General features: G+C 32.1%; 21 protein-coding genes. 8 read left to right on the top strand and 13 right to left on the bottom strand.

Annotated features, from left to right (window positions below; genetic code table 11):
• Nucleotides 1-95: 95 nt before the first annotated feature.
• Entirely contained in the window at nt 96-656 is a 561-nt protein-coding gene (locus tag OLM54_RS05270; protein ID WP_264537556.1) for a hypothetical protein, read from the bottom strand.
• A 180-nt stretch (nt 657-836) separates the two neighbouring features.
• Between OLM54_RS05270 and OLM54_RS05265 the strand changes: the two genes are divergently transcribed.
• A complete protein-coding gene (locus OLM54_RS05265; RefSeq protein WP_264537555.1) occupies nt 837-1,244 on the top strand; it encodes an XRE family transcriptional regulator in 408 nt (135 codons plus the stop codon).
• A gap of 148 nt (nt 1,245-1,392) precedes the next feature.
• On the opposite strand, the gene OLM54_RS05260 is transcribed toward OLM54_RS05265, so the two are convergent.
• Nucleotides 1,393-2,103, bottom strand: a complete 711-nt coding sequence (locus OLM54_RS05260) for an FRG domain-containing protein (RefSeq protein WP_264537554.1) — start codon at nt 2,101-2,103, stop codon at nt 1,393-1,395.
• Nucleotides 2,104-2,374: 271 nt separating this feature from the next.
• On the opposite strand from OLM54_RS05260, the gene OLM54_RS05255 reads away from it, so the two are divergent.
• Both OLM54_RS05255 and OLM54_RS05250 read left to right on the top strand, forming a co-directional pair.
• Nucleotides 2,375-2,770 (top strand): hypothetical protein, encoded by a 396-nt coding sequence (locus tag OLM54_RS05255; RefSeq protein ID WP_264537553.1) that lies wholly within the window; start codon nt 2,375-2,377, stop codon nt 2,768-2,770.
• Nucleotides 2,767-4,131, top strand: a complete 1,365-nt coding sequence (locus tag OLM54_RS05250; protein ID WP_264537552.1) for a hypothetical protein — start codon at nt 2,767-2,769, stop codon at nt 4,129-4,131. The genes OLM54_RS05255 and OLM54_RS05250 overlap by 4 nt, the downstream gene beginning before the upstream one ends.
• Before the next feature lie 422 nt (nt 4,132-4,553).
• Here OLM54_RS05250 and OLM54_RS05245 read toward each other — a convergent pair whose 3' ends face one another.
• The 4 genes from OLM54_RS05245 to OLM54_RS05230 form a co-directional block, all read right to left on the bottom strand.
• On the bottom strand, nt 4,554-4,790 hold the full coding sequence (locus OLM54_RS05245; RefSeq protein ID WP_264537551.1) for a hypothetical protein: 237 nt from the start codon (nt 4,788-4,790) through the stop codon (nt 4,554-4,556).
• A 180-nt stretch (nt 4,791-4,970) separates the two neighbouring features.
• Nucleotides 4,971-6,236: a DUF6161 domain-containing protein gene (locus OLM54_RS05240; protein ID WP_264537550.1), complete on the bottom strand. Its 1,266-nt coding sequence runs from the start codon at nt 6,234-6,236 to the stop codon at nt 4,971-4,973.
• A 356-nt stretch (nt 6,237-6,592) separates the two neighbouring features.
• Complete coding sequence (locus OLM54_RS05235; RefSeq protein ID WP_264537549.1) at nt 6,593-7,420, bottom strand: hypothetical protein; 828 nt, start codon at nt 7,418-7,420, stop codon at nt 6,593-6,595.
• A gap of 212 nt (nt 7,421-7,632) precedes the next feature.
• On the bottom strand, nt 7,633-8,001 hold the full coding sequence (locus OLM54_RS05230; RefSeq protein ID WP_264537548.1) for a hypothetical protein: 369 nt from the start codon (nt 7,999-8,001) through the stop codon (nt 7,633-7,635).
• A gap of 177 nt (nt 8,002-8,178) precedes the next feature.
• On the opposite strand from OLM54_RS05230, the gene OLM54_RS05225 reads away from it, so the two are divergent.
• The gene (locus tag OLM54_RS05225; RefSeq protein WP_264537547.1) at nt 8,179-8,874 is read left to right on the top strand and encodes a pseudouridine synthase; all 696 of its coding nucleotides are present in this window, start codon (nt 8,179-8,181) and stop codon (nt 8,872-8,874) included.
• A gap of 192 nt (nt 8,875-9,066) precedes the next feature.
• Nucleotides 9,067-9,312 carry a type II toxin-antitoxin system ParD family antitoxin gene (locus OLM54_RS05220; protein WP_264537546.1) on the top strand — a complete coding sequence of 82 codons (246 nt, stop codon included), beginning with the start codon at nt 9,067-9,069 and terminating at the stop codon, nt 9,310-9,312.
• A gap of 51 nt (nt 9,313-9,363) precedes the next feature.
• On the opposite strand, the gene OLM54_RS05215 is transcribed toward OLM54_RS05220, so the two are convergent.
• From OLM54_RS05215 to OLM54_RS05200, 4 genes are read right to left on the bottom strand one after another with little or no spacing between them, the layout of a single operon-like run.
• On the bottom strand, nt 9,364-10,062 hold the full coding sequence (locus tag OLM54_RS05215; protein ID WP_264537545.1) for a DUF1826 domain-containing protein: 699 nt from the start codon (nt 10,060-10,062) through the stop codon (nt 9,364-9,366).
• Nucleotides 10,063-10,102: 40 nt separating this feature from the next.
• The gene (locus OLM54_RS05210) at nt 10,103-11,992 is read right to left on the bottom strand and encodes a sensor histidine kinase (RefSeq protein WP_264537544.1); all 1,890 of its coding nucleotides are present in this window, start codon (nt 11,990-11,992) and stop codon (nt 10,103-10,105) included.
• Between the two features lie 2 nt (nt 11,993-11,994).
• Nucleotides 11,995-12,957, bottom strand: coding sequence for an acyl-CoA dehydrogenase family protein (locus OLM54_RS05205; protein ID WP_264537543.1), 963 nt, complete (start codon nt 12,955-12,957; stop codon nt 11,995-11,997).
• Nucleotides 12,958-12,968: 11 nt separating this feature from the next.
• Complete coding sequence (locus OLM54_RS05200) at nt 12,969-13,136, bottom strand: hypothetical protein (RefSeq protein WP_264537542.1); 168 nt, start codon at nt 13,134-13,136, stop codon at nt 12,969-12,971.
• A 125-nt stretch (nt 13,137-13,261) separates the two neighbouring features.
• On the opposite strand from OLM54_RS05200, the gene OLM54_RS05195 reads away from it, so the two are divergent.
• Nucleotides 13,262-13,642 carry a response regulator gene (locus tag OLM54_RS05195; protein WP_264537541.1) on the top strand — a complete coding sequence of 127 codons (381 nt, stop codon included), beginning with the start codon at nt 13,262-13,264 and terminating at the stop codon, nt 13,640-13,642.
• 26 nt (nt 13,643-13,668) lie between these two features.
• On the opposite strand, the gene OLM54_RS05190 is transcribed toward OLM54_RS05195, so the two are convergent.
• A complete protein-coding gene (locus OLM54_RS05190) occupies nt 13,669-14,598 on the bottom strand; it encodes an aldo/keto reductase (RefSeq protein ID WP_264537540.1) in 930 nt (309 codons plus the stop codon).
• Nucleotides 14,599-14,682: 84 nt separating this feature from the next.
• Nucleotides 14,683-15,060 (bottom strand): nuclear transport factor 2 family protein, encoded by a 378-nt coding sequence (locus OLM54_RS05185; RefSeq protein WP_264537539.1) that lies wholly within the window; start codon nt 15,058-15,060, stop codon nt 14,683-14,685.
• A gap of 404 nt (nt 15,061-15,464) precedes the next feature.
• Here OLM54_RS05185 and OLM54_RS05180 point away from each other — a divergent pair, with 404 nt between their 5' ends.
• Together OLM54_RS05180 and OLM54_RS05175 are read left to right on the top strand one after the other, a co-directional pair.
• Entirely contained in the window at nt 15,465-16,253 is a 789-nt protein-coding gene (locus tag OLM54_RS05180; RefSeq protein ID WP_264537538.1) for a polysaccharide lyase, read from the top strand.
• A 281-nt stretch (nt 16,254-16,534) separates the two neighbouring features.
• Entirely contained in the window at nt 16,535-19,237 is a 2,703-nt protein-coding gene (locus tag OLM54_RS05175; RefSeq protein WP_264537537.1) for a delta-60 repeat domain-containing protein, read from the top strand.
• Nucleotides 19,238-19,360: 123 nt separating this feature from the next.
• Here OLM54_RS05175 and OLM54_RS05170 read toward each other — a convergent pair whose 3' ends face one another.
• Nucleotides 19,361-20,188, bottom strand: coding sequence for a zinc-dependent metalloprotease (locus tag OLM54_RS05170; RefSeq protein WP_264537536.1), 828 nt, complete (start codon nt 20,186-20,188; stop codon nt 19,361-19,363).
• Nucleotides 20,189-20,522: the final 334 nt, after the last annotated feature.

Here is a 20,522-nt window from a genome sequence, read left to right as displayed (position 1 = left end):
CCCACAATTTGTAAACTAAAACAAAAAAATAATCAATTATTTGCTTTAAACAATTAAGTTTGAAAAAGTAATGTAATATTAATAATTAGTATAACTTATTCTGCTACACAATCAATCCGATCTTTTTTCTTGATTTTTTCAACGCCTCTTTCTGTAATTAATCCTACTGCATCGAGCATTTTAATTACGTGAATATAAGGCGTCGTGAGGTCACAGTAAGGATCTCCGGCAAAAGGAGATAATGAAAGCTCTATGATTAGACATAGAAATAATTCAAAGTCTTCGAGAGTATTTTCTTCAAATGCTTTTTGAAATACAATAAAAGGATTATCGAATTCTTCTTTCGTGAGCGACGAAAGATGATATATAGTTTCACAACGTTCAGACTCGTTTACTTTCCATTTTTTGCTTTTTTGTTGAAGACCGTAACAGGCTTTAATAAAAGAGCTCACAACACTATACAACACAAAAACACTCGAAGGATTATCCTGTTGGTAAATTTTTGATTTATAGCTATAGATTACCGCTTCGGTTAAAGATTGTTTATAATAATCAAGATGTTCAAAGTCAAAAAAGGCGTCAATTGCCCTAAATGGATTTTCTGCCGAATATTCTTCCCAATAATTAGTTTTGAAGGATATTTTATTCTTTTTCATACCAAGGAGATTTAAAATTGACAAGCGAAATTCCAGTCTTTCAAAAGGATAATCTATTACTAATTGCGGATATAATATCTGACAAAAGTGATGTTTTATGGGATATTTTTTTATCTTTGAAACTCAGGATTTTTATCCGATTGGCTTTAACTTTGAGCCTTTAGAAAATTGATATTCATTATGGAACAGAAAATACATCAGGGAAGAAACGTAAAACGCTTCAGAGAAATGCTTGGCATCAAACAAGAAGCTTTGGCTTTTGATCTGGGAAATGACTGGAATCAGAAGAAAATTTCTATGCTGGAGGCAAAAGACGTAATTGAAGATAGCCTGCTTAAACAAATTTCAGTATTATTAAAAATTCCTGTTGAAGCTTTTCAGAATTTTGATGAAGAACAAGCGATAAATATTATTTCTAATACTTTTGATAATGGAGCTTTCTTAAATACAGGTTATAGTGCTACATTTAATGTTAATCCAATTGACAAGATAATTCAACTTCATGAAGAAAAAATTGCGTTATACGAGCGTATGTTGAAAGAGAAAGATGAAATGATGGTGAGGCTTGAGAAATTGATTAGTAGATAATTGTTTATTAAGATATATTGATTTTGGAAAGAGACTTTTGAGTCTCTTTTTTTGTTTTTCATAATTTGGATTTGTAAACAATTTTAAATACAAACCAACTTTTAATTAAGCCAATTACCAAAAATCCATTAGTCACTAGCAATAAGCTTTAATACTTATTTACTAAATATTTCCAATTCAAATGTAAACTTAAGCCATTAACATCTGGAAAAATTGTTTGATTATTTATCCCAAACATAGACAATTTCCTTAGCAATTCTTTTTTCAATTGTGCTGGAATTTCAATTTCTATTAAATGACTTTTAAGATTTAAATTTTTCTCTAAAGCTACAAATTGGTTATCAGTTTTTGAGTATCTGTGTGCTGTAAACCAACCTGCTTGGGCAACTATTCTTTCATTATTCAAAGTTGGTCTTAAAATTTTTGTACTAGTAGTATTAAAAGGCGATTGATTTTTAGATAAGTCAACTCGCATTTTATCGTCGCAAGAGAGTATATATAAAAAAGAATTTTCCTTCATTGAATATTGATTTTGACAAGCAAACCATAATGCAACTAAAGGATTACTTGTCCAATCTAATAATCTTGTTTTTAGACCGAAATGTTGAGCATATATTAACCATTCCCAATCAGTTTGAAATTTTTTACTAATTAATAAAGAAGAGCGTCTTTTGAAATCTTCAAGCATTTTAATTTCAATTTCTGTAGTATCAGTTTTAGGTTCATCTCTACAAATCGATGGCAATAGTGGCTGATTAACAGATTGTCCACGAAAAAGATTTATATCATAACCTATCAGTTCAATATCGTCGATATAGATTAAAAAATCTTGAAAAGAATTTATTTTATGTTTTCTCATATAAAGCAATATTTTCTTAAAGTTAACGCTAACGTCCCTCCAGCTTGTAAAGTTGGGGCTCAATTCTCCCAAAATTAACAATTTAAGATTAAGTTTACAAATGCAAAACTAACTTTAAATTTTGCATTAAAGCTCCAATTACTTGAAACCGTTATTAACTGCAGTTATTTTTAATATATATTTAAGTTTAATTACCAAAACTGCAATTTTTGTTATTTGATCAACTTAAAATTCCTACATTAGCCAAAATAAAAAATCATATTATAGTTGTATGGGTCTATATTATCAGAAAAATATTGATAAAGTTGAAAATTGCCCTTTATCAAATCATGAAGGCGATTTAGTTTTATTTCGCTTAATTAAATCAAGTTCCATGGAACATGATGATTTATTACCAAAATCTGCAAATCCACGCTATAAAGCCACACAACACGAATGTGAAAGTTGGGGATTATCTACATATGACAATCTAAAATCTGCTGTTAGCAATTTTTTATTAATGCCTGAAAAATTAAGATCTAGATTTAGTCATGTTGCAAAAGTAAATGTGACATCCGATTTTGGAATAAAATATAAAACGCTAGATGATAAATCTCATTTTACACTTTTCCCAATGGAGGACGATAAAATATTAGATAAATTTACAGTAGTGGAAAAATTACCATGAACGATCCAAACACAAATATTTTATCCAGATTCCCTTTTGAAAATGCTCAAATGGTATCTGACTTATTATATTATGACGAGCCAATACTTTCGCACTACAAATTTAAAAATATTAATTTCTTAAAGTACCTTGTTGACTTTGATGATGATAGATTAAGATATTTGAATTTTCAAATTGATGAATACAATCTTTATAGGTTGATTTCCGGAATTGATAATCTACATCAAATATTATTTGATTCTGCTAATTTTTATACCTTTTTATATTTATCAGATGTTGAAATGATTTCTGGGAATAATATTCAGACATTTCAAATAACGGTTGATGAATTAAATCCATTGTATATACCTGGTGAAAATTCCTATGTAGATAATAGATTTATTAAATTACCACAATATGAAAATTTGGTCAATAAATTTTTTGAAACGGCTTATCTAGAAAAATTAATAGAAAATGCTTTCTATTTAAAGTTTGAACCTACTGCATCAACTTATGATGGTTCTCTGGGAATTATCGAATTAAGTAAACTTTTAAATCTTGTAACTACATCTTATAAGAATTTCACAAAGATTGACTTTTTTAAACATTTCGGAAATCAAATAGCTGATAGTAGAAAATTAACTAGATTATACAATTCAATTTTATCTTATATAGACCCGAGAACAGTTCAGTATAAATTTGGAAGTTTTGAAGTAGGTGTGGCTATTGATCATACTATGAAAAATAATATTGGGGATAAAGCAATAAAAAATTGGGTTGATGAAGTCGAAGATAAATTTAAAAAATCTGTTTTAGAATTAGATTATTCTAATGAAGAAGAAGTTGATATATTAATAGAGAGAGAAGCTTACACCCAAAAAGAAATTGATAGTATATTCAAGCCGATTCTTAAAATTTCACAGGATTCAGATTATACTTTTGAATATAAAGATTCGGATGTTGCTCGATATAAAGAAATTGTTATCAAAAAAGAAAGTATTATTAATAAATTATCTCCAACTCCTTTGAAAAAAGTAATGGAAGAAGAAAAAGATGAAGAGATTGAATATTTGAATATAATCGTCCCAAAAGTTGTTGGAAAAGAACTAAGTACATCTAAAATCAAACTCGAGAATACTCTTTTTAATCAAGTAAATATGTACAAGTTGACTAATGAAAACTTTGCAGAATATGGCTATCATTTTGATTTTGAAATTTCTATTGAAGTACAATTGTCATCTGACGCTGGAAAAGCCGTATTGATTGCAGTGTTTGAAAATGAAACATTTAAATATATGGCTGAAAACGATAACTTAAAGGCATCTCTTAAAAAGATAATCGATAAAATTGCGGAATATCTTTATGAAAAATCTAAAAAATAGATATTAATTTTTCTATTTAGGACAATGTTTCTTGCTACGATACAATTGCAAATTGCAGTTAAGGTATTGTTACTACAGCGAGGTTAAATATACCAACTTTCTAGTATTAAAATAAAAAACCCCCGCTCTACGAAGTGTTTCTCTTTACGCTGCGCAAATGTCTCTGACTTTGCGTCATTTTAAACAAATATAATAGAAAAACAAAGACTTCATAAAGTCTCTGACTTTAAAACTAATTTTCTTAGAATATTTTTCCTAAATGTAAAAATATCCAAGACAATAATAAGAACAAACAGTAAAAAGTCGGGAGACTTTTATCTGGTTTATAATTTCTAAGGAACAAAAAAATTGCGCAAAGTCAGAGATATTTGCGCAGCAACACACTTTGGGCAACTGGAAATAGTTGCTAATTTACTTGAAACTTAAAATTCGTAAATTTTACGTAACTCTATTATCATCATTTCAAGATAACGAAGAACACTTTCTTTATTGTCATTTTCAACATATTTATGATATTCAAGCCAAAACGGACTCAATCCAAAGTGTTCCCTGTATAACTTTGTAATTTGTTTACTGTTTTTTAAAAACTCTTCTGAGTTAACTTCGTGCTTCAATGCTTCGGTATAAAAATACTCAATAAGCTTGTATTTATCATTCATAGCTAGTTATTTTTTGGTCTTGTTTATAGATGAATAGAATAAATAAAGGTAAAGAAATGTAAAATATAAATTTCGTAATATCCCCCTGCTGGCGCGAGCGTCCGCTCGTGAGCACAATCTTTTTAAAGAAATTCAATATTCACGAGCGGGACGCTCGCGCCAGCAAAGGGCGATTTTTAGTTATGCTCTAATTTTATCAAATAAACTTGGCATTGTCGGATTTCCATCCTCTTTTAGCATACCTGTTTCTGCTCTACTAAATAATGATTGTAAAATTAAGCTTCTATCTTCTTGAGTTATTGTGGTGTCTTTAATTAGTGAAAGATAAAAGACTGTAAGTTTTTCTCTTTCTTCTGCATCTCGAGCTAAATGAAAGCTGGAAAACATTGCTTTTTTTACTGCTTGTATACCAAAGAAAAGGAACGATATAAAGGTTATAAAAATTATTGACCACCTAATTGCTCTTACTGGTTCTTTTGAGAAAATGCTTTCTAGCATATCTTCCGGACTTAACCATAATATTGAAAAAAGTAAAGAAGTTCCAAGAATAACAAGAAATATTAACCATTTCATAAATTTATGTCCTTCAATATTTAATTCATTAGCTCTTTGTTTCCAGTACACGGCAGGGACTTGAAACTTCATTTGCTCTTTATATGTTTGTTCTAAATCTATTTTAGATTGTATTGATTTTTTTAAAAGTTTAATAGCATTAGCATTGCTTTTTTTCATTTCTTTATCAGCCTTTGATACCCATTCCTCATAAATTTCGAAAAACTGTTCATCCCATTTTTCTTTAAGATTTTTTAAGTTTTCAATTTCTTGAGAAGTTGATTCTTTTGTATTTTTTAATATTTCGCCAAATTTGTCTATAGTATCGTTATTTTCGGCTAAAAACCTATTTCTTATTTCTGAAAAATATATTTCTTCACTTTGACCTAAGGAGATCAGATTAATATCTTGCATTTCAAAATTAATAGCTAGAACAATTCCCTTTAGGTAGTTTTGATTAATGAAATTAACATTTTGAATGTTATTTACAAAATTAGCATATGCACCATCAATAAATTCGGGATCTTTTAAATATAATTTTTCTAAAAATTGAGTTTTGGGAGAATTACTTAATAGGACTGTGTTCGGAATTTTTGAAATTACTCTTTGTATTTCTCTATTTACATCCAATTGAGGTTTTGTGTTATTAACTGAATTTTCGATTGTAATTAATAATTTTGAAAAAAATGTTAATGAGTGATTAAAAAAAGGGTTTTTTGCGAAAATTAAATTTTTCCACGAATCTATTTGTTCTTCAACGAAATTATGTAATCCTATTATATCATATGTTATTTCAAACTTTTCTGCAGGTATTTTTAAAGTAAAAACACTATCCCTGAGAATATTATCATTTTGCAATTTATTGACATTTAAAATAAAATCTGAGTTTTTCATTAGTTTTGGATTGATTTAGATTCCTGACTCTGTGGTAAAATTGCTGGTAACTTAATTTATATGTGTAACAAAAACCACACAAAGCTCCAAAATTTAAGTTGATAAGAATAACAAACGTCATACTTTATTTAAATCAAATATATTCATAATTCTTTATAATTTATCAAAAGGACTTTTAATTTGTTGAACCAGATCGCGCGGATTTGTAATCCGTGTCCGCAAAGTATATCTTACCAAATTTAAAAAAGAAAATCCAATTCATAAAAACTACCAAATTCATAAAAAAAACCTCCAAAGATTAACTTTGAAGGTTTTTGGAAATTTCCTGAGTAGAAATCTTCACGAATATAAGATTTCTATTTTTTTGAATTTAATATCCTTCTGATTTTTTTTTCGTTATTGATCTTGATTCCCTCTGCTTCTACTAGCTTTAAATCTTCTAAAAACTCATCTTTAAAAGTGGAGTTGGGTTCTTCAAACGGCAGATCTTTTAGTTTTATATAAAGAGCCTCTGCTTCCCTATAATTCCCTTGTAATAAAAGCAGCAGTGGTCTGTTAGAAACCGGATATTTTGATTCGGGATCATACTTTATACTTTGATCTAAATAATACGCAACATCATTTAGCTGTTGCGTTACGATGCTATACCAAGCCAGGCTATTATAATGGCGCCCCATTTGTTTTTTTACAACGCTATTGGGAACAATTTTATAATAAGCAGAGTCTAAAGCTACCAAATCAAGATAATGAGCCCGTATATCGTTATTTGACTTTAATGATGAAATACCGGACTTTAAAAAATAGTTACGATACTCTTCAATACGATCAGTATCTGAGGTAAATAGCATTTGCGACCTGGTATCTAAAGTATAACGATAAGAAATTAAGCTCATTTGATACTTATAAGCAATATCATTTGTTGATTTTAAAATGTTTGAGATTAATGAATCAGCTCTGCTTATGTCGTTTTCCTGCAAATAGTATTCGTAAAATTTCAATAAAATATCCGGTTTTTTACCGCTGATAAGCTTTGCTGTATTTTTCTTTTTTAAATTAAATTCATCTCTTATGGTATCTGTTTCTATCTTGTTATTTTGATAATCTACATTGAATTTTACTTTTGCCTGAGATCTCGTGATACTTAGCATTAGTAACACGAAAGATAATATGGTTGTTAATTTCATTTTTAAACTTTATTTAAATTTAGTTCCTGCCCGACATTCTTTCAATACAATAACATGTTTTAGTAATTGAGATTAACGTCAAATGTTATTCTCATATCATTATTAAATGTGTTGTAATTTCAAAAAAAATCCGGCAATATCTTTTATTGAATAGATTGAAAGCAGATTGTATACTGCTAATTTGACATATCTTTGGCTGTCAATTTTTGAATTTAACCTATTTTTGGTATTAAATAAAGAGAAGAAAAACCCGATGAAACAGAAGTCTCGGGATGGTTAAATTTTTGATTTTTATTATAAAAATCAGAATCTACAGTTTGTAAAGCGGGTACATTAAATACTAAAAAAACACTGGCAGATGGAGCGCAAGTGCATTTAGAATCTTTACAATTATTATTACAGCAATGATGTTTTTTATCTTTATGACCAGCAACAGCATCACAACAATCTTTTTTACTTTTAGCAGATGACATTTCTATGGCAAAATGATCTCTTTTAGATTTACTTCCGCACGCAAAAGTAGTATCCGACATCAGAAAAATGCCTAATAATAGAAATGCTAAAAAGTAAAATTTTCTCATTAGTAAAATTAAATCTTATACAAACATAATAATTATACCCTATTCAATACTTGTTTGTTAAATATTATTGTTTAAAAACGTAAGCGTTTTTATTTTTCTCTCAGAGGATTATTATTTTTAATTAAATAAATAACCCATAAAAGCCATTTCAATCGAAATCTCTTCTACTTTTGCCGAATGTTAGAAATTCTTTACCAGGACGAATATATTGTTGCCATTAATAAACCAAGCGGGTTGTTGGTTCACAAATCATTTTATGCGCGCGATGCAAAAGTGTATGCCATTCAGGAATTAAGAAATCAAATAGGTCAACACGTTTATCCTATTCATCGGTTAGACCGCAAAACATCTGGTGTTTTGTTATTTGCGCTGGATAAAGAGGTTTTGAAAACTATGAATGATCGTTTTGCTACACGCGAAGTCGAAAAAAAATATTTAGCCATTTTACGTGGCTGGTCTCCTCAGGAACTAACAATTGATTATGATTTAACTAATGATGATGACATTACACAAAATGCAATAACATACTTTCATCGTTTGCAAAATGCCGAAGTTGACTTAGAATTTAACAATAAACCAACGTCACGATATTGTTTGGTAGAAGCGATTCCTGAAACTGGGCGTATGCATCAATTACGAAAACATTTTAAACATATTTTTCATCCCATTTTAGGAAGCCGCCCACATGGCTGCAACAAACAAAATAAATTATGGCTGGAGAATTTTGATCTGAAAGGAATGATGCTTCATGCACATCAGTTAATTTTTAATCATCCAATAAGCAATAAGCAACTTATCATGAATGCAAAAATTAATGAAGAGTTTAGCAGAGTTGGCACTATCCTTAATCTCGATTTGAGTAAGTACAAATAGATATTATTGTAATACATAAAAAAATTAAACACATAGAAACATAGATTTTATGTGTTTGAAAAAGTAAATTAAAAAGAAACTTGTTTCTCACACATAGTTCGATCCCGAAACCTCCCTTATCTATGTGCAAGAAATATGTTTTTGATTTCGAAATTTTGGTGTAAATTTACACCAATCTAAAAACTTTATTTTATGACACGACAAAGTATATCATTAACTGCCCGTAATGAAGAGTGGTTGCGAAATCAGGTTAATACAGAAGAGTTTAGCAGTAAAAGTGAAGCTATTAACTATTTGATTAAGCAAGCTCGTTCACAAGAAGAATATTATGAATTTGTGAGAGCTAAAATAGATAAGGGAGAAAAAAGCGGTTTTGCAAAAAAACAAACCAGAGAAGAAATGTTAGCCGAATTTAAAAAAGATTTGCCTAATGTATAGCTATTAAATTTTCACGATTGTTGCGCAAATCCGAGCGATCAAAATTCACACCTAACAAATCAGCAACAACCTGTATTCTCCTTCATTTTCTATTGGTGCTCTGTGAATACAAGGCAGCACTTGTTGTTTTGGATGATCTACAGCCAGACGCCAAAGATGTCCTAATCCTAAATTCATAGGTTCTGCATTTGCATGCATTTGATAATGCAAATCAAAATAATTTTCTTTCAAAAAGTCTTCGAATTCTTCCTCTGATCCGTCAAACAGTTCTTTTAGCTTTGTTCGAATTTCCGGAATTAGAATTTTTTGTTCTGCCTGCGAATTAGCAATAATATCACTTGCGGCTCCGTGATAGGTACATAAAAAAGTATCGGTTGCAATGGGCGAACGATCAACATGAAACGAATACACATCTGTCGAGATAAAATCAAATTCATCGTCACGTTCATAACACTTTAGTAAATTAAGAGCCGGCGAAGCGCCAAAATCAGCTAATAATTGTAAATCATTTAAGATTATTTGCCTTGCTATATTCCCCTTTTCTGAGAGTTGGAGTGCGATTAGATCTTCGGGATAAACTTCGGTTATATTTTTTTCTAAAGATAATTTGGCTACAATCTCGTTAAAATCGCCATCTAAATTTCTGTACCAGCACAGTGCATTTATTTCTCCCTTAAAATTGGTATGTACAAGCTCAGAAAAAGTAGATACCGTTTTAATTTGGCTGCTGTCAGAAAATATTTTGTTCATAGTATAATAGTAAAAAGCCAGTTCTTCATGCATTACAAAATTATGCAATAACAGGAAGATAAATGTAAAATCGCGTGCCTTTATTCAGTTCTGAGCTTACTGTTATGTAGCCATTATGGTTATCAACTATTTTTTTACAAAGAGCAAGTCCAATTCCTGTTCCCGAATATTCACTTCTGTCATGCAAACGGCTAAAAATTGCAAAAATACGATCTGCATACTTTTCATCAAATCCAATACCGTTATCTGCAAATATAATTTCGTTAAAGTTATGTCCTGACGGTATCTCTTTAAAAAAAGATGTATCACTATTTACTATACTTGAAGTTACATTTATTCTGGGTGCCGCTTTGCTATACTTTAATGAATTGCTTATCAGGTTATTAAATAACTGCTGTATTTGCAGAGCGTTTCCTTTTATTTTAGGAAGATCGCTCTGATGAATTTCTCCTCCTTTATCTTCGAGCAGTACTTCAAATTCAAATTGTGAGGCTTTTAGTATTTCATTTAAATCTATCACTATCAGTTTGTTATCTTCTTTTGATAAATTACTATAACTTAAAATCCCCGTAATAAGATCGGTCATCCTGATTACAGCTCCATCAATCTTTGAAAGATAATTGAATACTTTTTCGTGATCATTTATATTATCGCGTAAACGTTCTGAAAATATTTTTACTTTTCGCAGTGGTTCCTGAAGATCGTGTGATGTTATGTGAGCAAAATCTTTAAGATCGCTATTTGATTTTATAAGGTCATTGTTAGCATTGCTAAGTTCTGTTGTACGGGCAGTTACCTGATCTTCCAAATCTTTTTCAACTTTCTTTTGCTGATCAATATCTGTGGCAATACCTAACCAGTAATCAATTTCTTTTTTTGAGTTATAAATTGGTACAGTGCGAATAAGATGCCAGCGGTACTGACCATCATATTTTTTATATCGGGCTTCTATTTCAAAAAATAAACCTTTAGTCATATTTTGCTGCCATTCTCTCTGTACAGATTCCTGGTCATCTTTATAAATGTACTCCAGCCAGTTCTCCCCTGTTTCTTCTTTTGGCATACCTGTGTACGTATACCAGCCTTCTGTGAGGTGTGTAACAGCGCCTTTAAAATCTACCATCCAGCCCATTTGGGGCATTGCATTTAATATTGTCTGCAGGCGGTTTTCTTGTACCTTGCGCTCCGTTATATCATTTATAAGTAAAATTAAGAACGAGTTGCCTAACTCATTAATTACTTCTGACACATTAATTTGTAAAAACTTGTGACGCGTATAAACTTCTGTCTGTCTTTCTCCTGATGGAGCATTTGCAAGAAAATAACGAATATGCTGCTCTTCGTTTTTCTCAAAAAGATCAGAAAGATTAGGTTCTTTCTTATCTTGGTCGTAAGTTATATCAAACAATGACTGCGCAACCTTGTTCATTGCTGTAATACTAAAATCCTTATTCAGCAGCACTGCGCCAATTGGAGCCTGCTCTAAAAAGGTACCAAGCTGTTGAATTTGTAAAACAGGACGTTTCGCCTGCATTTCCAGTACTACCGATGATTGTATTTTGGCATATGTCTTTCTTTGCCGGCTCTGTGCCATTATATTTTCTAATTCTTCTGCAGGAAAAGGATAAAGACTATAATAGTAGGAATATTTACTAATGAATGGTGCAAACTGTACTGCCTGCTTTGTCGAAAAAAGGTCTTGTGGCTCTACCAGTAATATGGTTGGCAACAAGGAGTCTTTTATAAATACTTTTTGCAATATCGACAAGTTAGATTGCTCAGCAGGTCCAATGAGTACTGCTTCAATATCATTCACTTCCCATGATGCTAATTTGGTTTGATCCAGACCAACAAAAGTACTGCCGCTTAATTCAGCCGCTACATGTTGTAATTGTGATGGATTAAAGCCAATATGATAGACTACTCCCATTTTTAATCAGATAAAAGGGGTTGATCTAATAAAGCTCTTCCTATCCAGGTTTGTAAAATATCTGTAGTAGGAGCCATTACGTGTGCTGCTCTTGCATCCCTCAATAGCATTGCTAAAGCAGAGTTATTACTATACCCTATACCACCAGCTATTGTCATGGCTTCGTTTGCAAGATCGACCGCGCATGTGGCAGCCGCCACTTTTGCTGAAAGTATGTAAGGAAGCGATGATGGATCATTTTTATCACCAAGTAAAGCCGCATTATAAATAAGTGCTCTGGTGCTTTCAAGCTTTTGCCACATGCCACCAAGTTTATGCTGAATTATTGATAAATGAGATAAATTGGCACCGCTGTGTGAGTAAGTTCTTTTGGCTATCGAATTTTTTGCTTCCCTGAAAGCGGCATCAGCAACGCCCAGGTAAGTCCCCGCCATTGCCATTAAAAAATATGGAGCTACAACATTAAACACATACCATAACTGATCTCCTTCTTCGCCAAGAATATGCTGTCTGTTGAGTTTTATATTTTCAAGATTAACCGGACGCGAAGAATTTCCGCGCATTCCCATGCCGTCCCATTCTTTTCCCCATTCCATTCCCTGAGTGCCTTCATCAAGCAATATACAGGAGAATTGATCCGCATTATGTGTTCCGCTGGCAAGAGTAGATATTACGTAAGAATCGGCATGAGAGCCATTTGTAACAAAAGTTTTAGCACCGTTAATCGTTATTTCATCGCCTGAAATGCTTAATGCCGTTTGAGGAAAATAGAAATGAGAACCAGTACCGGGTTCACTTAGGGCAAGTGTTGTAATGTGCTCGCCATTTGCGATAGGTTCCAGATAATTTTTTTTCTGCCAGGTGGTAGCTTTAGCAGCAATAACCGCTGAACCAACACAGTGCATTCCAAAGCAAAGTCCGGCAGAAGAATAGGCACGACCAAGTTCTTCACTGATTTTAACCATTGCATACATACCTAATCCATATCCCCGCTTTCTTTAGGCACCAAAAGACCTGTAAGTTTAGAATCTTTTAAAGCCTGCATAGTATCACTTACCCAGCGTCCTTCTTTATCAGCAATCGGTCCCTCCTTAATAGTCACATCACGCGCAATAGCCGCTGCTTTTTTTAATAATTCTTCCATATATTTCGATACCTGAGGATCCTGTATAATAATTCAATATGATTACCAAATTACTATAAATATAAAGAATGTAACGTGAATTAGCAAAATAATTAATATACCTTTGTAAATATTTAAACAAGAATATGACAATATTTATAATTGATGACGATAAGGATGATAGAGAACTTTTTCAGGAAGGCATAGAATCACTTGATTTGGAACTTACTTATATGGAGGCAAAAAATGGAGTCGATGCACTTGAAAAGCTTAATGCTCTTGAACTGCGACAAATACCTGATCTTATTTTTCTTGATTTAAATATGCCAATTATGACTGGTGAAGAGTTTTTGACAGAGGTTAAAAACAATGCTAAATTTAAAAACATTCCCGTTATTATTTACTCTACAGCGCCTCAGGTAGAGAAATCACCCATTCTTAAAAAGGCAGATAAAATTATGACCAAACAGAGCTCGTTTAAGAACTTATGCTCAGAACTGGAAATTGCTATTAAAAGCTATCTATAACTGCTGTTTTTTTGATTAATTATGCTTTAGCTCCATTCCGGAAACTGGGTTTTATTTAAATCCAATTTTTCAATCGCGCTCATATCTGCATGATCGAGTTTGAAATCAAATATATTCAGGTTTTCTACAATGTGTGCTTTTTGGGAAGATCTTGGAATGGCAACAATACCACGCTGATAATGCCATCTCAAATTTACCTGAGCAGTGGTCTTGCCGTACTTTTTGGCAATCGCAACAAATACTTCATTTGTAAAAAGTCCGTTGCGGCCTTCTGCAAAAGGAGCCCACGCTTCCATTTGGATATTATGCTGTTTTAGCACATTATAAGCATTGTTTTGCTGAAAATAAGCATGTGTTTCAATCTGGTTTACAGCAGGTTTTACCTGCGCATAAGACAAAAGTTCAGCCATCTGGTCCGGATCGAAGTTGCTTATGCCTATAGCTCTGATTTTTCCTGCCTTGTAAAGTTCTTCCATTGCTTTCCACGATCCTTTTACATCACCTCTTGGACGGTGTATTAAATACAAATCAAGATATTCAAGTCCCAATTTTGTTAGTGTCTCTTCAAAACCTTTTTTGGCATTTTCATAACCGGCATCATCAACCCATAATTTTGAAGTAACAAAAAGTTCTTTTCTGTTCACTCCGCTTTGTTTTATTCCTCTGCCAACCGCTTCTTCATTTCCGTACACTTTTGCGGTGTCAATAAGGCGGTAGCCTACTGATATTGCATCGGCTACAGATTTTTGACATACTTCACCGTTAAGTCCGTAAGTTCCAAACCCAAGCATGGGCATTTTTATACCGTTATTTAGCTTAACATTTGTAATTTCTGCAGCATCAGTATTGATTATTGTATTGCCAAATAAGTTGGGCATACCAAACAGCCCTAAGTAAATTCCGGCGGCGGCACTGCCTTTTAAAAATCTGCGTCGGTTTTGGTTTTGAGAATCCATATTGTTGGTTTATTAGTTAGTATCAGGTAATAAAAGTATATATTATATTTTAATTTCACTATCCATGACGCTACTTTTGGACTGCTATTGCTTAGCCAATTCAGTTTCGGTATGCAGTGCACAAATCCAATTGTTGTTTTCTTTTATCCATGTAGAAGTGCAGGCGCATTTCACAGGAGCTTTTTGTTTATCGTCTATTATTCCTAATTCTATCGTGTATGCTATTACGGCAGAATTTTCGGCAAGTAATTGCGTTTCAATATCAGAAAAATTCAAAACTTTTATTTTATCGCCACCTCCGGATTCAAACATCTTTTTAAAATTGGCTTCATCTACACTTTGTACACCGTTTTTTCCGGCAACGATACAAGGAAAATGGGTGAGATTTTTTACCGCTTCATAATCATGATTTTCCATTCCCTGCCAATATTTTTTTTCCAGTTCAATAATTTGCGTTTCCATAATCATCTTTTTATTAGTTAAACAGTACTACTAATTTCAAACTATTTTTAAGATGTATGCGCATTTTTAACATCAATTTAATGAAAACAGATTAAACCAACCCGTTCATCTCTAAAATATTAAAGTCTTAATTGTTTAAATTCTGTATAATTTTTTTTTCATATTTTTTATCAATACCATCTTTAAAGTGCAAAAAATATAGACAAAATACATCTACAAGATTATTGTGTACCCAAAATCGTACTTTTTTTATCCTTATGTAAATTCTTATTAATCAACTTTGCAGTATCTCTTGATATCGATTTTTAGAATTTGATAAAGTTCTCTCTTTCAGTATCAAATGAGATAAAGACTATCTATTATTTTACTAACCATTATTAATTATTAACCTTAAAATTTTACAAATGAAAAAATTCCTAAAATTAACAAGCTTGCTATTTATTGCAGCTTTAGTGTTTAATTCCTGCGAAAAGGAACAAGATTTAAACGAGCCACAAGCCGTTAACAAAGAAGCGTTAGAAAACGCAGACAAAGACGTGCCGCAAAACACGAACAAAGCCACCGCAGCAGCTGCCGCGTTAGGCAGTGCCGGAGCCAGAACCATCACATTGCAAACAAATACACTATCATGCCCCGGTGGTTTGTGTACATCGTATGGTGTTTGGTCTGAGGGTGTTTACACGGTTTGGTTTCAGATGAAATTTAATTCAGGATTTTACTGGAGCAGAGGCGGTAAATGCGGCTACGGTATATTAATTGGAGATCAAAATACTGGTGGCGATCCGGGATGGGATGGTAACGGCGGAAGTGCCAGATTTATGTGGTATTGCCCAAATGGATCAAACTCTGCCAAAGGAAGCGGCGCTTATCTGCAGCCTTACGTTTATTATAGAGATCAGCCGGGACAATTTGGTAATGATTTTGGAAAAAAATATTACATACAAGAAGGCGTGACATACAACTGTCAAATATCTGTTAAGTTAAATACCGGATCAAGCACAAACGGTTATGTAAAATATTATGTAAACGGAACCGAGTTATTAAATCAAACAATTCGCTGGGTGACAAACGATGCTAAACGAAATGTAAATGCTGTAAGTCTTCATACCTTCCGTGGTGGCAGTCAGGAATATTGGAAAGCTCCGGTAACAAGTTCTATTTATTATCCTAGTGCATCCTGGGATGCAAAATAGTATTTGCATTTACTGTAAAAATCTATCTGATATTTTATAATAGATAGAAAATGAACATAAAATATAAAATCCCATTTCGAATTGAAATGGGATTTTTTTATGCCTTTTTATAAATAAAACCACAATAATCTTAATGCATAAAAAATCATGCAAATAAAAATTTCTGCTGATTATTCTTAACAAAAAAAGTTTATTTTAGCACAGCATTTATTTCTTTTTACAGGAGAAAAAATAAATTGCATGACAACATAAATACCACAATTTAATCCCTAAATAGAAATATGAAAAAAATTACCATTGTCTTTATTTTGATTGCCTCAATTGCCCAAGCACAAACATTTACTGTTGATAATACTTTTAACCCTTCTGATTTAGGAGTTTATAGTCAGAATATTGGAAAGTGGGGTATCATTTTAGATAATGGAAAAATACTTACTTCAAAAGATGATACCGAAGGTGTTTACAGGCTAAACAGCGATGGCAGTACAGACAACTCTTTTACTAAAACTCCGGGACCGTTGTCGAGTGCCAAACTATTTTTTGCCAATAAAACAAACGGAAATTATATTCTACCAATAAATGTTGATGCTCCTTCCAGCAGCACCATTTTAAAAAGTTATAATTCAAATGGCAGTTTAAACGCCACATTTATTCCTCCGGTGTTTATATATAATAGTGGTTATGCCAGATTAAACAAAATTTACTTTTTAAGTGACGGAAAAATTTTGGTCTTTGGTGCCTTTAATACTGTCAACGGTATATCATCTTCAAATATCGTCAGGCTTAATACAAATGGTTCAGTAGACACTACTTTTAATATCGGTACAGGGTTTTCTTCAGAAACAACTGCTTTTGCCTTACAACCTGATGGCAAATATATTGTTGGCGGAAATTACTCTTCTTACAATGGCGTTTCAAAAGAAAAAATGGCACGATTAAATCCTGATGGTTCGTTAGACATAAGTTTTAATATCAAAACCGTTTATAGCGCTTCGGGCAACATAACAGGTTTTGTAAACTCCGGTCCTATTAACGATATTGCGGTACAGCCTGATAAAAAAATATTAATAGCAGGTGGGAGTTTGTATCTAAATGGAAATGTAAGCAGAAAATCTATTGTAAGGTTCAATGCTGACGGAACTACAGATCCTACTTTTCTATTGACTTACAACACTGATTATTACCCTGTTAAAATGATATATGATACCGATGGAAGTATTTATTTTCGTGTTGAAGGAAAGATCAAAAAATGTGACAATACCGGTAAAATCAGTACAACGTTTATTGATCAAAATATAAATGGTGATGTAGATGGCGACATAAACCTGCAAAATAATAAAATGATTGTTGCAGGAAATTACAAAAATGCTTCAGGAATAACAAGGTCCGGTTACCACAGGTTAAATGCGAATGGTGGCATAGATGTAACTTTTAATCCAAGTTACGGTCCTAATGTTTTATATCACAGCTCTGCAAATGATGATCTTACTTTAGATATTTTACCCGATAGTAAAATCTTGTTCTATGATAACAGTTCTTATCTTTTTACAACATACAACGACAAACCTGTTAAAAGTATTATCAGATTAACCGAAAACGGAGAGCTCGATAACAGCTTTACAATTGATCCGTTACTTAATAGTTCGATGATTTATAAAAATTCATTAGAAACAAAAAAGAATTTTGACGGGAAGATATATTTAAGACTAAAAAGCAATTTAAAAGGAAATTATATCGTACGATTAAATGCTGACGGCTCAATGGATAAAAATTTTAATTTTACAGCCAACACTTTTGGTTTTAAGGTTAAAGAGGATCGCAAAATTATTAGTTTTGGTGACTCTGATGTTTATAAAGACGGAACTAAATATAAAGTAGTTCAGTTTAATGCTGATGGCACTGTTGATCCTACTTTTATATCTCCCTCTTTTATTAAAACTCCATCAGATCTCAAAATACTGGATGATAATAAAATAGCGATCAGTTTTGCATTTCCAAATAATACGGGCAGTTATAATATCGGCAAAATAGTTATATTAAATACAGATGGTTCTATTAATTACGAATTTGAGACACCATTTCCTATATCAAAATTAAAAATCTTAAAAGGCGGAAAAGCATTATTGACCTCCAATGAAAATTATTTATTTAAATATGATATTACGAATGGTACAATGGACTCCAATTTCAAACCATTTCTTTTGCCATTAGGTAATTATATATTTCTTTCAAATGACAGAATAGTTTATAATAGCGGGCAAACTGATAAAAATAACTTCAACGGATCAATTTTTAACGTTATTGATTACAACGGCGTTAAAACAGGCAGTTTTACAATTCCGTCAACAGGCAAAGCTTATGCCGCGCAAAGCTGTGAAAATATTTTGATTTGGGGATTGTTTAACACGATTAACGAAACCAATAAAAATAATATCTGCAGAGTATCCGTTCTGGGATTAATAACCGTTCCTGCGCCAACAGGGCAACAAAATCAGCCATTTTCTACGGGCAAAACTCTGGCTGATTTAGCAGTAAATGGTCAAAACATTATATGGTACAGTTCTCAAAATGCATGTGTAAATAGCGGTATTACCAGTAAAATTACCGTTGCTTTACCAGACACTTTAACGGGCAATACTTTACTAATTGACGGAGCAACCTATTATGCATCACAAACCATTAATGGCATAGAAAGCAATTACAGATTACCAATAACCGTTAACACGTCTACTTTAGGCGTAGATGAAGTAGCATTGAATACAATAAAAATATATCCAAATCCGATAAAAGATAAAATAACGGTATCAAACACAGCAAACATCGAAAAAATTGAATTATATAATTTAATCGGACAAAAGATTTTTGAAAATAGTTTTCTGTCAAATGAAATCAATATCGATTTAACCAATTATAAAACAGGCGTTTATTTATTAAAAATATTTTCTGAAGGAAAAGTGTATGTCAACAAAGTAATTAAGGAATAAAGAAACCTGAAAGCTTACAGTTAAGATTTCAATAAAAACAGAGGCTGCTTCACAATTGCGAAGCAGCCTCTTATATTTTGTAAAGAACGCTCTAATTCAACCTATATATAAATAGTTAACGTTCTAATATAAATAATTCAGTGCTGTAACATCGTTAGCATTAAAAGCTCCTGTTTCGCTTGAACTGAAACATGCTCTCATGTACGAAGTTGAGTCATATCCTGAAGGTGTTCCCGGAATTAGGATTGCTCCTACGCCAGCAGTTCCTTCATTTGAATTTTGTCCACAGCTTTGACGGCTAAACCAGTCTGTATGGCGTAAACCAATACAGTGACCTATTTCGTGTGCAGATACGTGCGCATTTACACCTGTTGAATAAGTATCTAATCCTGAGTATAAAGTAACTGAATTATAAGGCGCCCCTCCAGAAGGAAAACCTGCTACTCCACCCGCAGATCCGGTTTGTCTCCGGACAACAATATTTGCGCCAGAAGTACTGGAACTAAAAGTTAGTGTAAAATTAATAGACAATCCTAAATTGTTATATCTATTAATTGCCGCCTGCAATCCTGCACGCATATTTGTACTTAGAGCAGTTGTACCAGTTCCTGATAATCCAACAACTTTAATTGTTCTTGGAGCAGATACTAAATTAGTAGTACGATATTGTTCTGTAGTAATACCACCGTGAAGATCCATTTTGTTTAATTGATCCTGAGTCACGATAATATCACCTTCTATCAGGAACGCATCCTCTGTCGTACCATCTAAATTAGTATTCTTAATCACCTGAACATCATTAGTATTTAATGAAAGTGATCTAAGTTTATTTAACACCTCTGGTGTTACTTTAAGAGATTCCTGACTTGTTTGTACTGCCTCATCTTTGTTACAAGAAAAAAGCGTTAGCGCTATAAATGACAAGGCTAAGATTGATTTAATTTTTTTCATAATAAATTCTTTGGTTTGTTAAATAAGTTGATAAATAGGGGTTCTTTCACAAAATATTGTAATATTTGTTATCAAATTTATATAAATTTTAATCTTAAAATACTTATAAAATTATAATTTAACAAAATTAACACTTTTTGTTAAATTATTTTATTCGCAATTTTTCGTAATACTTATCTGATTATTACGGCAAGCCCAGTAAAATCAATAATTGAATAAAAATGAGCTTGTTAGGAATAAAATAATATTTCGAAATTTTATTTTGTTTCGCCTGTGTTAAAAAATGATTTTACAATTTCGTTCATCATTTAAAACATAAAAAGAGCTGCAAAAG

It is taken from the genome of Flavobacterium sp. N1736 (assembly GCF_025947065.1).
Lineage (GTDB): Bacteria > Bacteroidota > Bacteroidia > Flavobacteriales > Flavobacteriaceae > Flavobacterium.
Note: the sequence above shows the minus strand (reverse complement) of the source record. Positions and strands in the feature narration are given on the sequence as shown.

Bases quoted from the DNA above. Each gene is read 5' to 3' on its own strand.
- OLM54_RS05270 (WP_264537556.1), bottom strand. From the start codon at position 656: ATGAAAAAGAATAAAATATCCTTCAAAACTAATTATTGGGAAGAATAT.
- OLM54_RS05265 (WP_264537555.1), top strand. From the start codon at position 837: ATGGAACAGAAAATACATCAGGGAAGAAACGTAAAACGCTTCAGAGAA.
- OLM54_RS05260 (WP_264537554.1), bottom strand. From the start codon at position 2,103: ATGAGAAAACATAAAATAAATTCTTTTCAAGATTTTTTAATCTATATC.
- OLM54_RS05255 (WP_264537553.1), top strand. From the start codon at position 2,375: ATGGGTCTATATTATCAGAAAAATATTGATAAAGTTGAAAATTGCCCT.
- OLM54_RS05250 (WP_264537552.1), top strand. From the start codon at position 2,767: ATGAACGATCCAAACACAAATATTTTATCCAGATTCCCTTTTGAAAAT.
- OLM54_RS05245 (WP_264537551.1), bottom strand. From the start codon at position 4,790: ATGAATGATAAATACAAGCTTATTGAGTATTTTTATACCGAAGCATTG.
- OLM54_RS05240 (WP_264537550.1), bottom strand. From the start codon at position 6,236: ATGAAAAACTCAGATTTTATTTTAAATGTCAATAAATTGCAAAATGAT.
- OLM54_RS05235 (WP_264537549.1), bottom strand. From the start codon at position 7,420: ATGAAATTAACAACCATATTATCTTTCGTGTTACTAATGCTAAGTATC.
- OLM54_RS05230 (WP_264537548.1), bottom strand. From the start codon at position 8,001: ATGAGAAAATTTTACTTTTTAGCATTTCTATTATTAGGCATTTTTCTG.
- OLM54_RS05225 (WP_264537547.1), top strand. From the start codon at position 8,179: ATGTTAGAAATTCTTTACCAGGACGAATATATTGTTGCCATTAATAAA.
- OLM54_RS05220 (WP_264537546.1), top strand. From the start codon at position 9,067: ATGACACGACAAAGTATATCATTAACTGCCCGTAATGAAGAGTGGTTG.
- OLM54_RS05215 (WP_264537545.1), bottom strand. From the start codon at position 10,062: ATGAACAAAATATTTTCTGACAGCAGCCAAATTAAAACGGTATCTACT.
- OLM54_RS05210 (WP_264537544.1), bottom strand. From the start codon at position 11,992: ATGGGAGTAGTCTATCATATTGGCTTTAATCCATCACAATTACAACAT.
- OLM54_RS05205 (WP_264537543.1), bottom strand. From the start codon at position 12,957: ATGGTTAAAATCAGTGAAGAACTTGGTCGTGCCTATTCTTCTGCCGGA.
- OLM54_RS05200 (WP_264537542.1), bottom strand. From the start codon at position 13,136: ATGGAAGAATTATTAAAAAAAGCAGCGGCTATTGCGCGTGATGTGACT.
- OLM54_RS05195 (WP_264537541.1), top strand. From the start codon at position 13,262: ATGACAATATTTATAATTGATGACGATAAGGATGATAGAGAACTTTTT.
- OLM54_RS05190 (WP_264537540.1), bottom strand. From the start codon at position 14,598: ATGGATTCTCAAAACCAAAACCGACGCAGATTTTTAAAAGGCAGTGCC.
- OLM54_RS05185 (WP_264537539.1), bottom strand. From the start codon at position 15,060: ATGGAAACGCAAATTATTGAACTGGAAAAAAAATATTGGCAGGGAATG.
- OLM54_RS05180 (WP_264537538.1), top strand. From the start codon at position 15,465: ATGAAAAAATTCCTAAAATTAACAAGCTTGCTATTTATTGCAGCTTTA.
- OLM54_RS05175 (WP_264537537.1), top strand. From the start codon at position 16,535: ATGAAAAAAATTACCATTGTCTTTATTTTGATTGCCTCAATTGCCCAA.
- OLM54_RS05170 (WP_264537536.1), bottom strand. From the start codon at position 20,188: ATGAAAAAAATTAAATCAATCTTAGCCTTGTCATTTATAGCGCTAACG.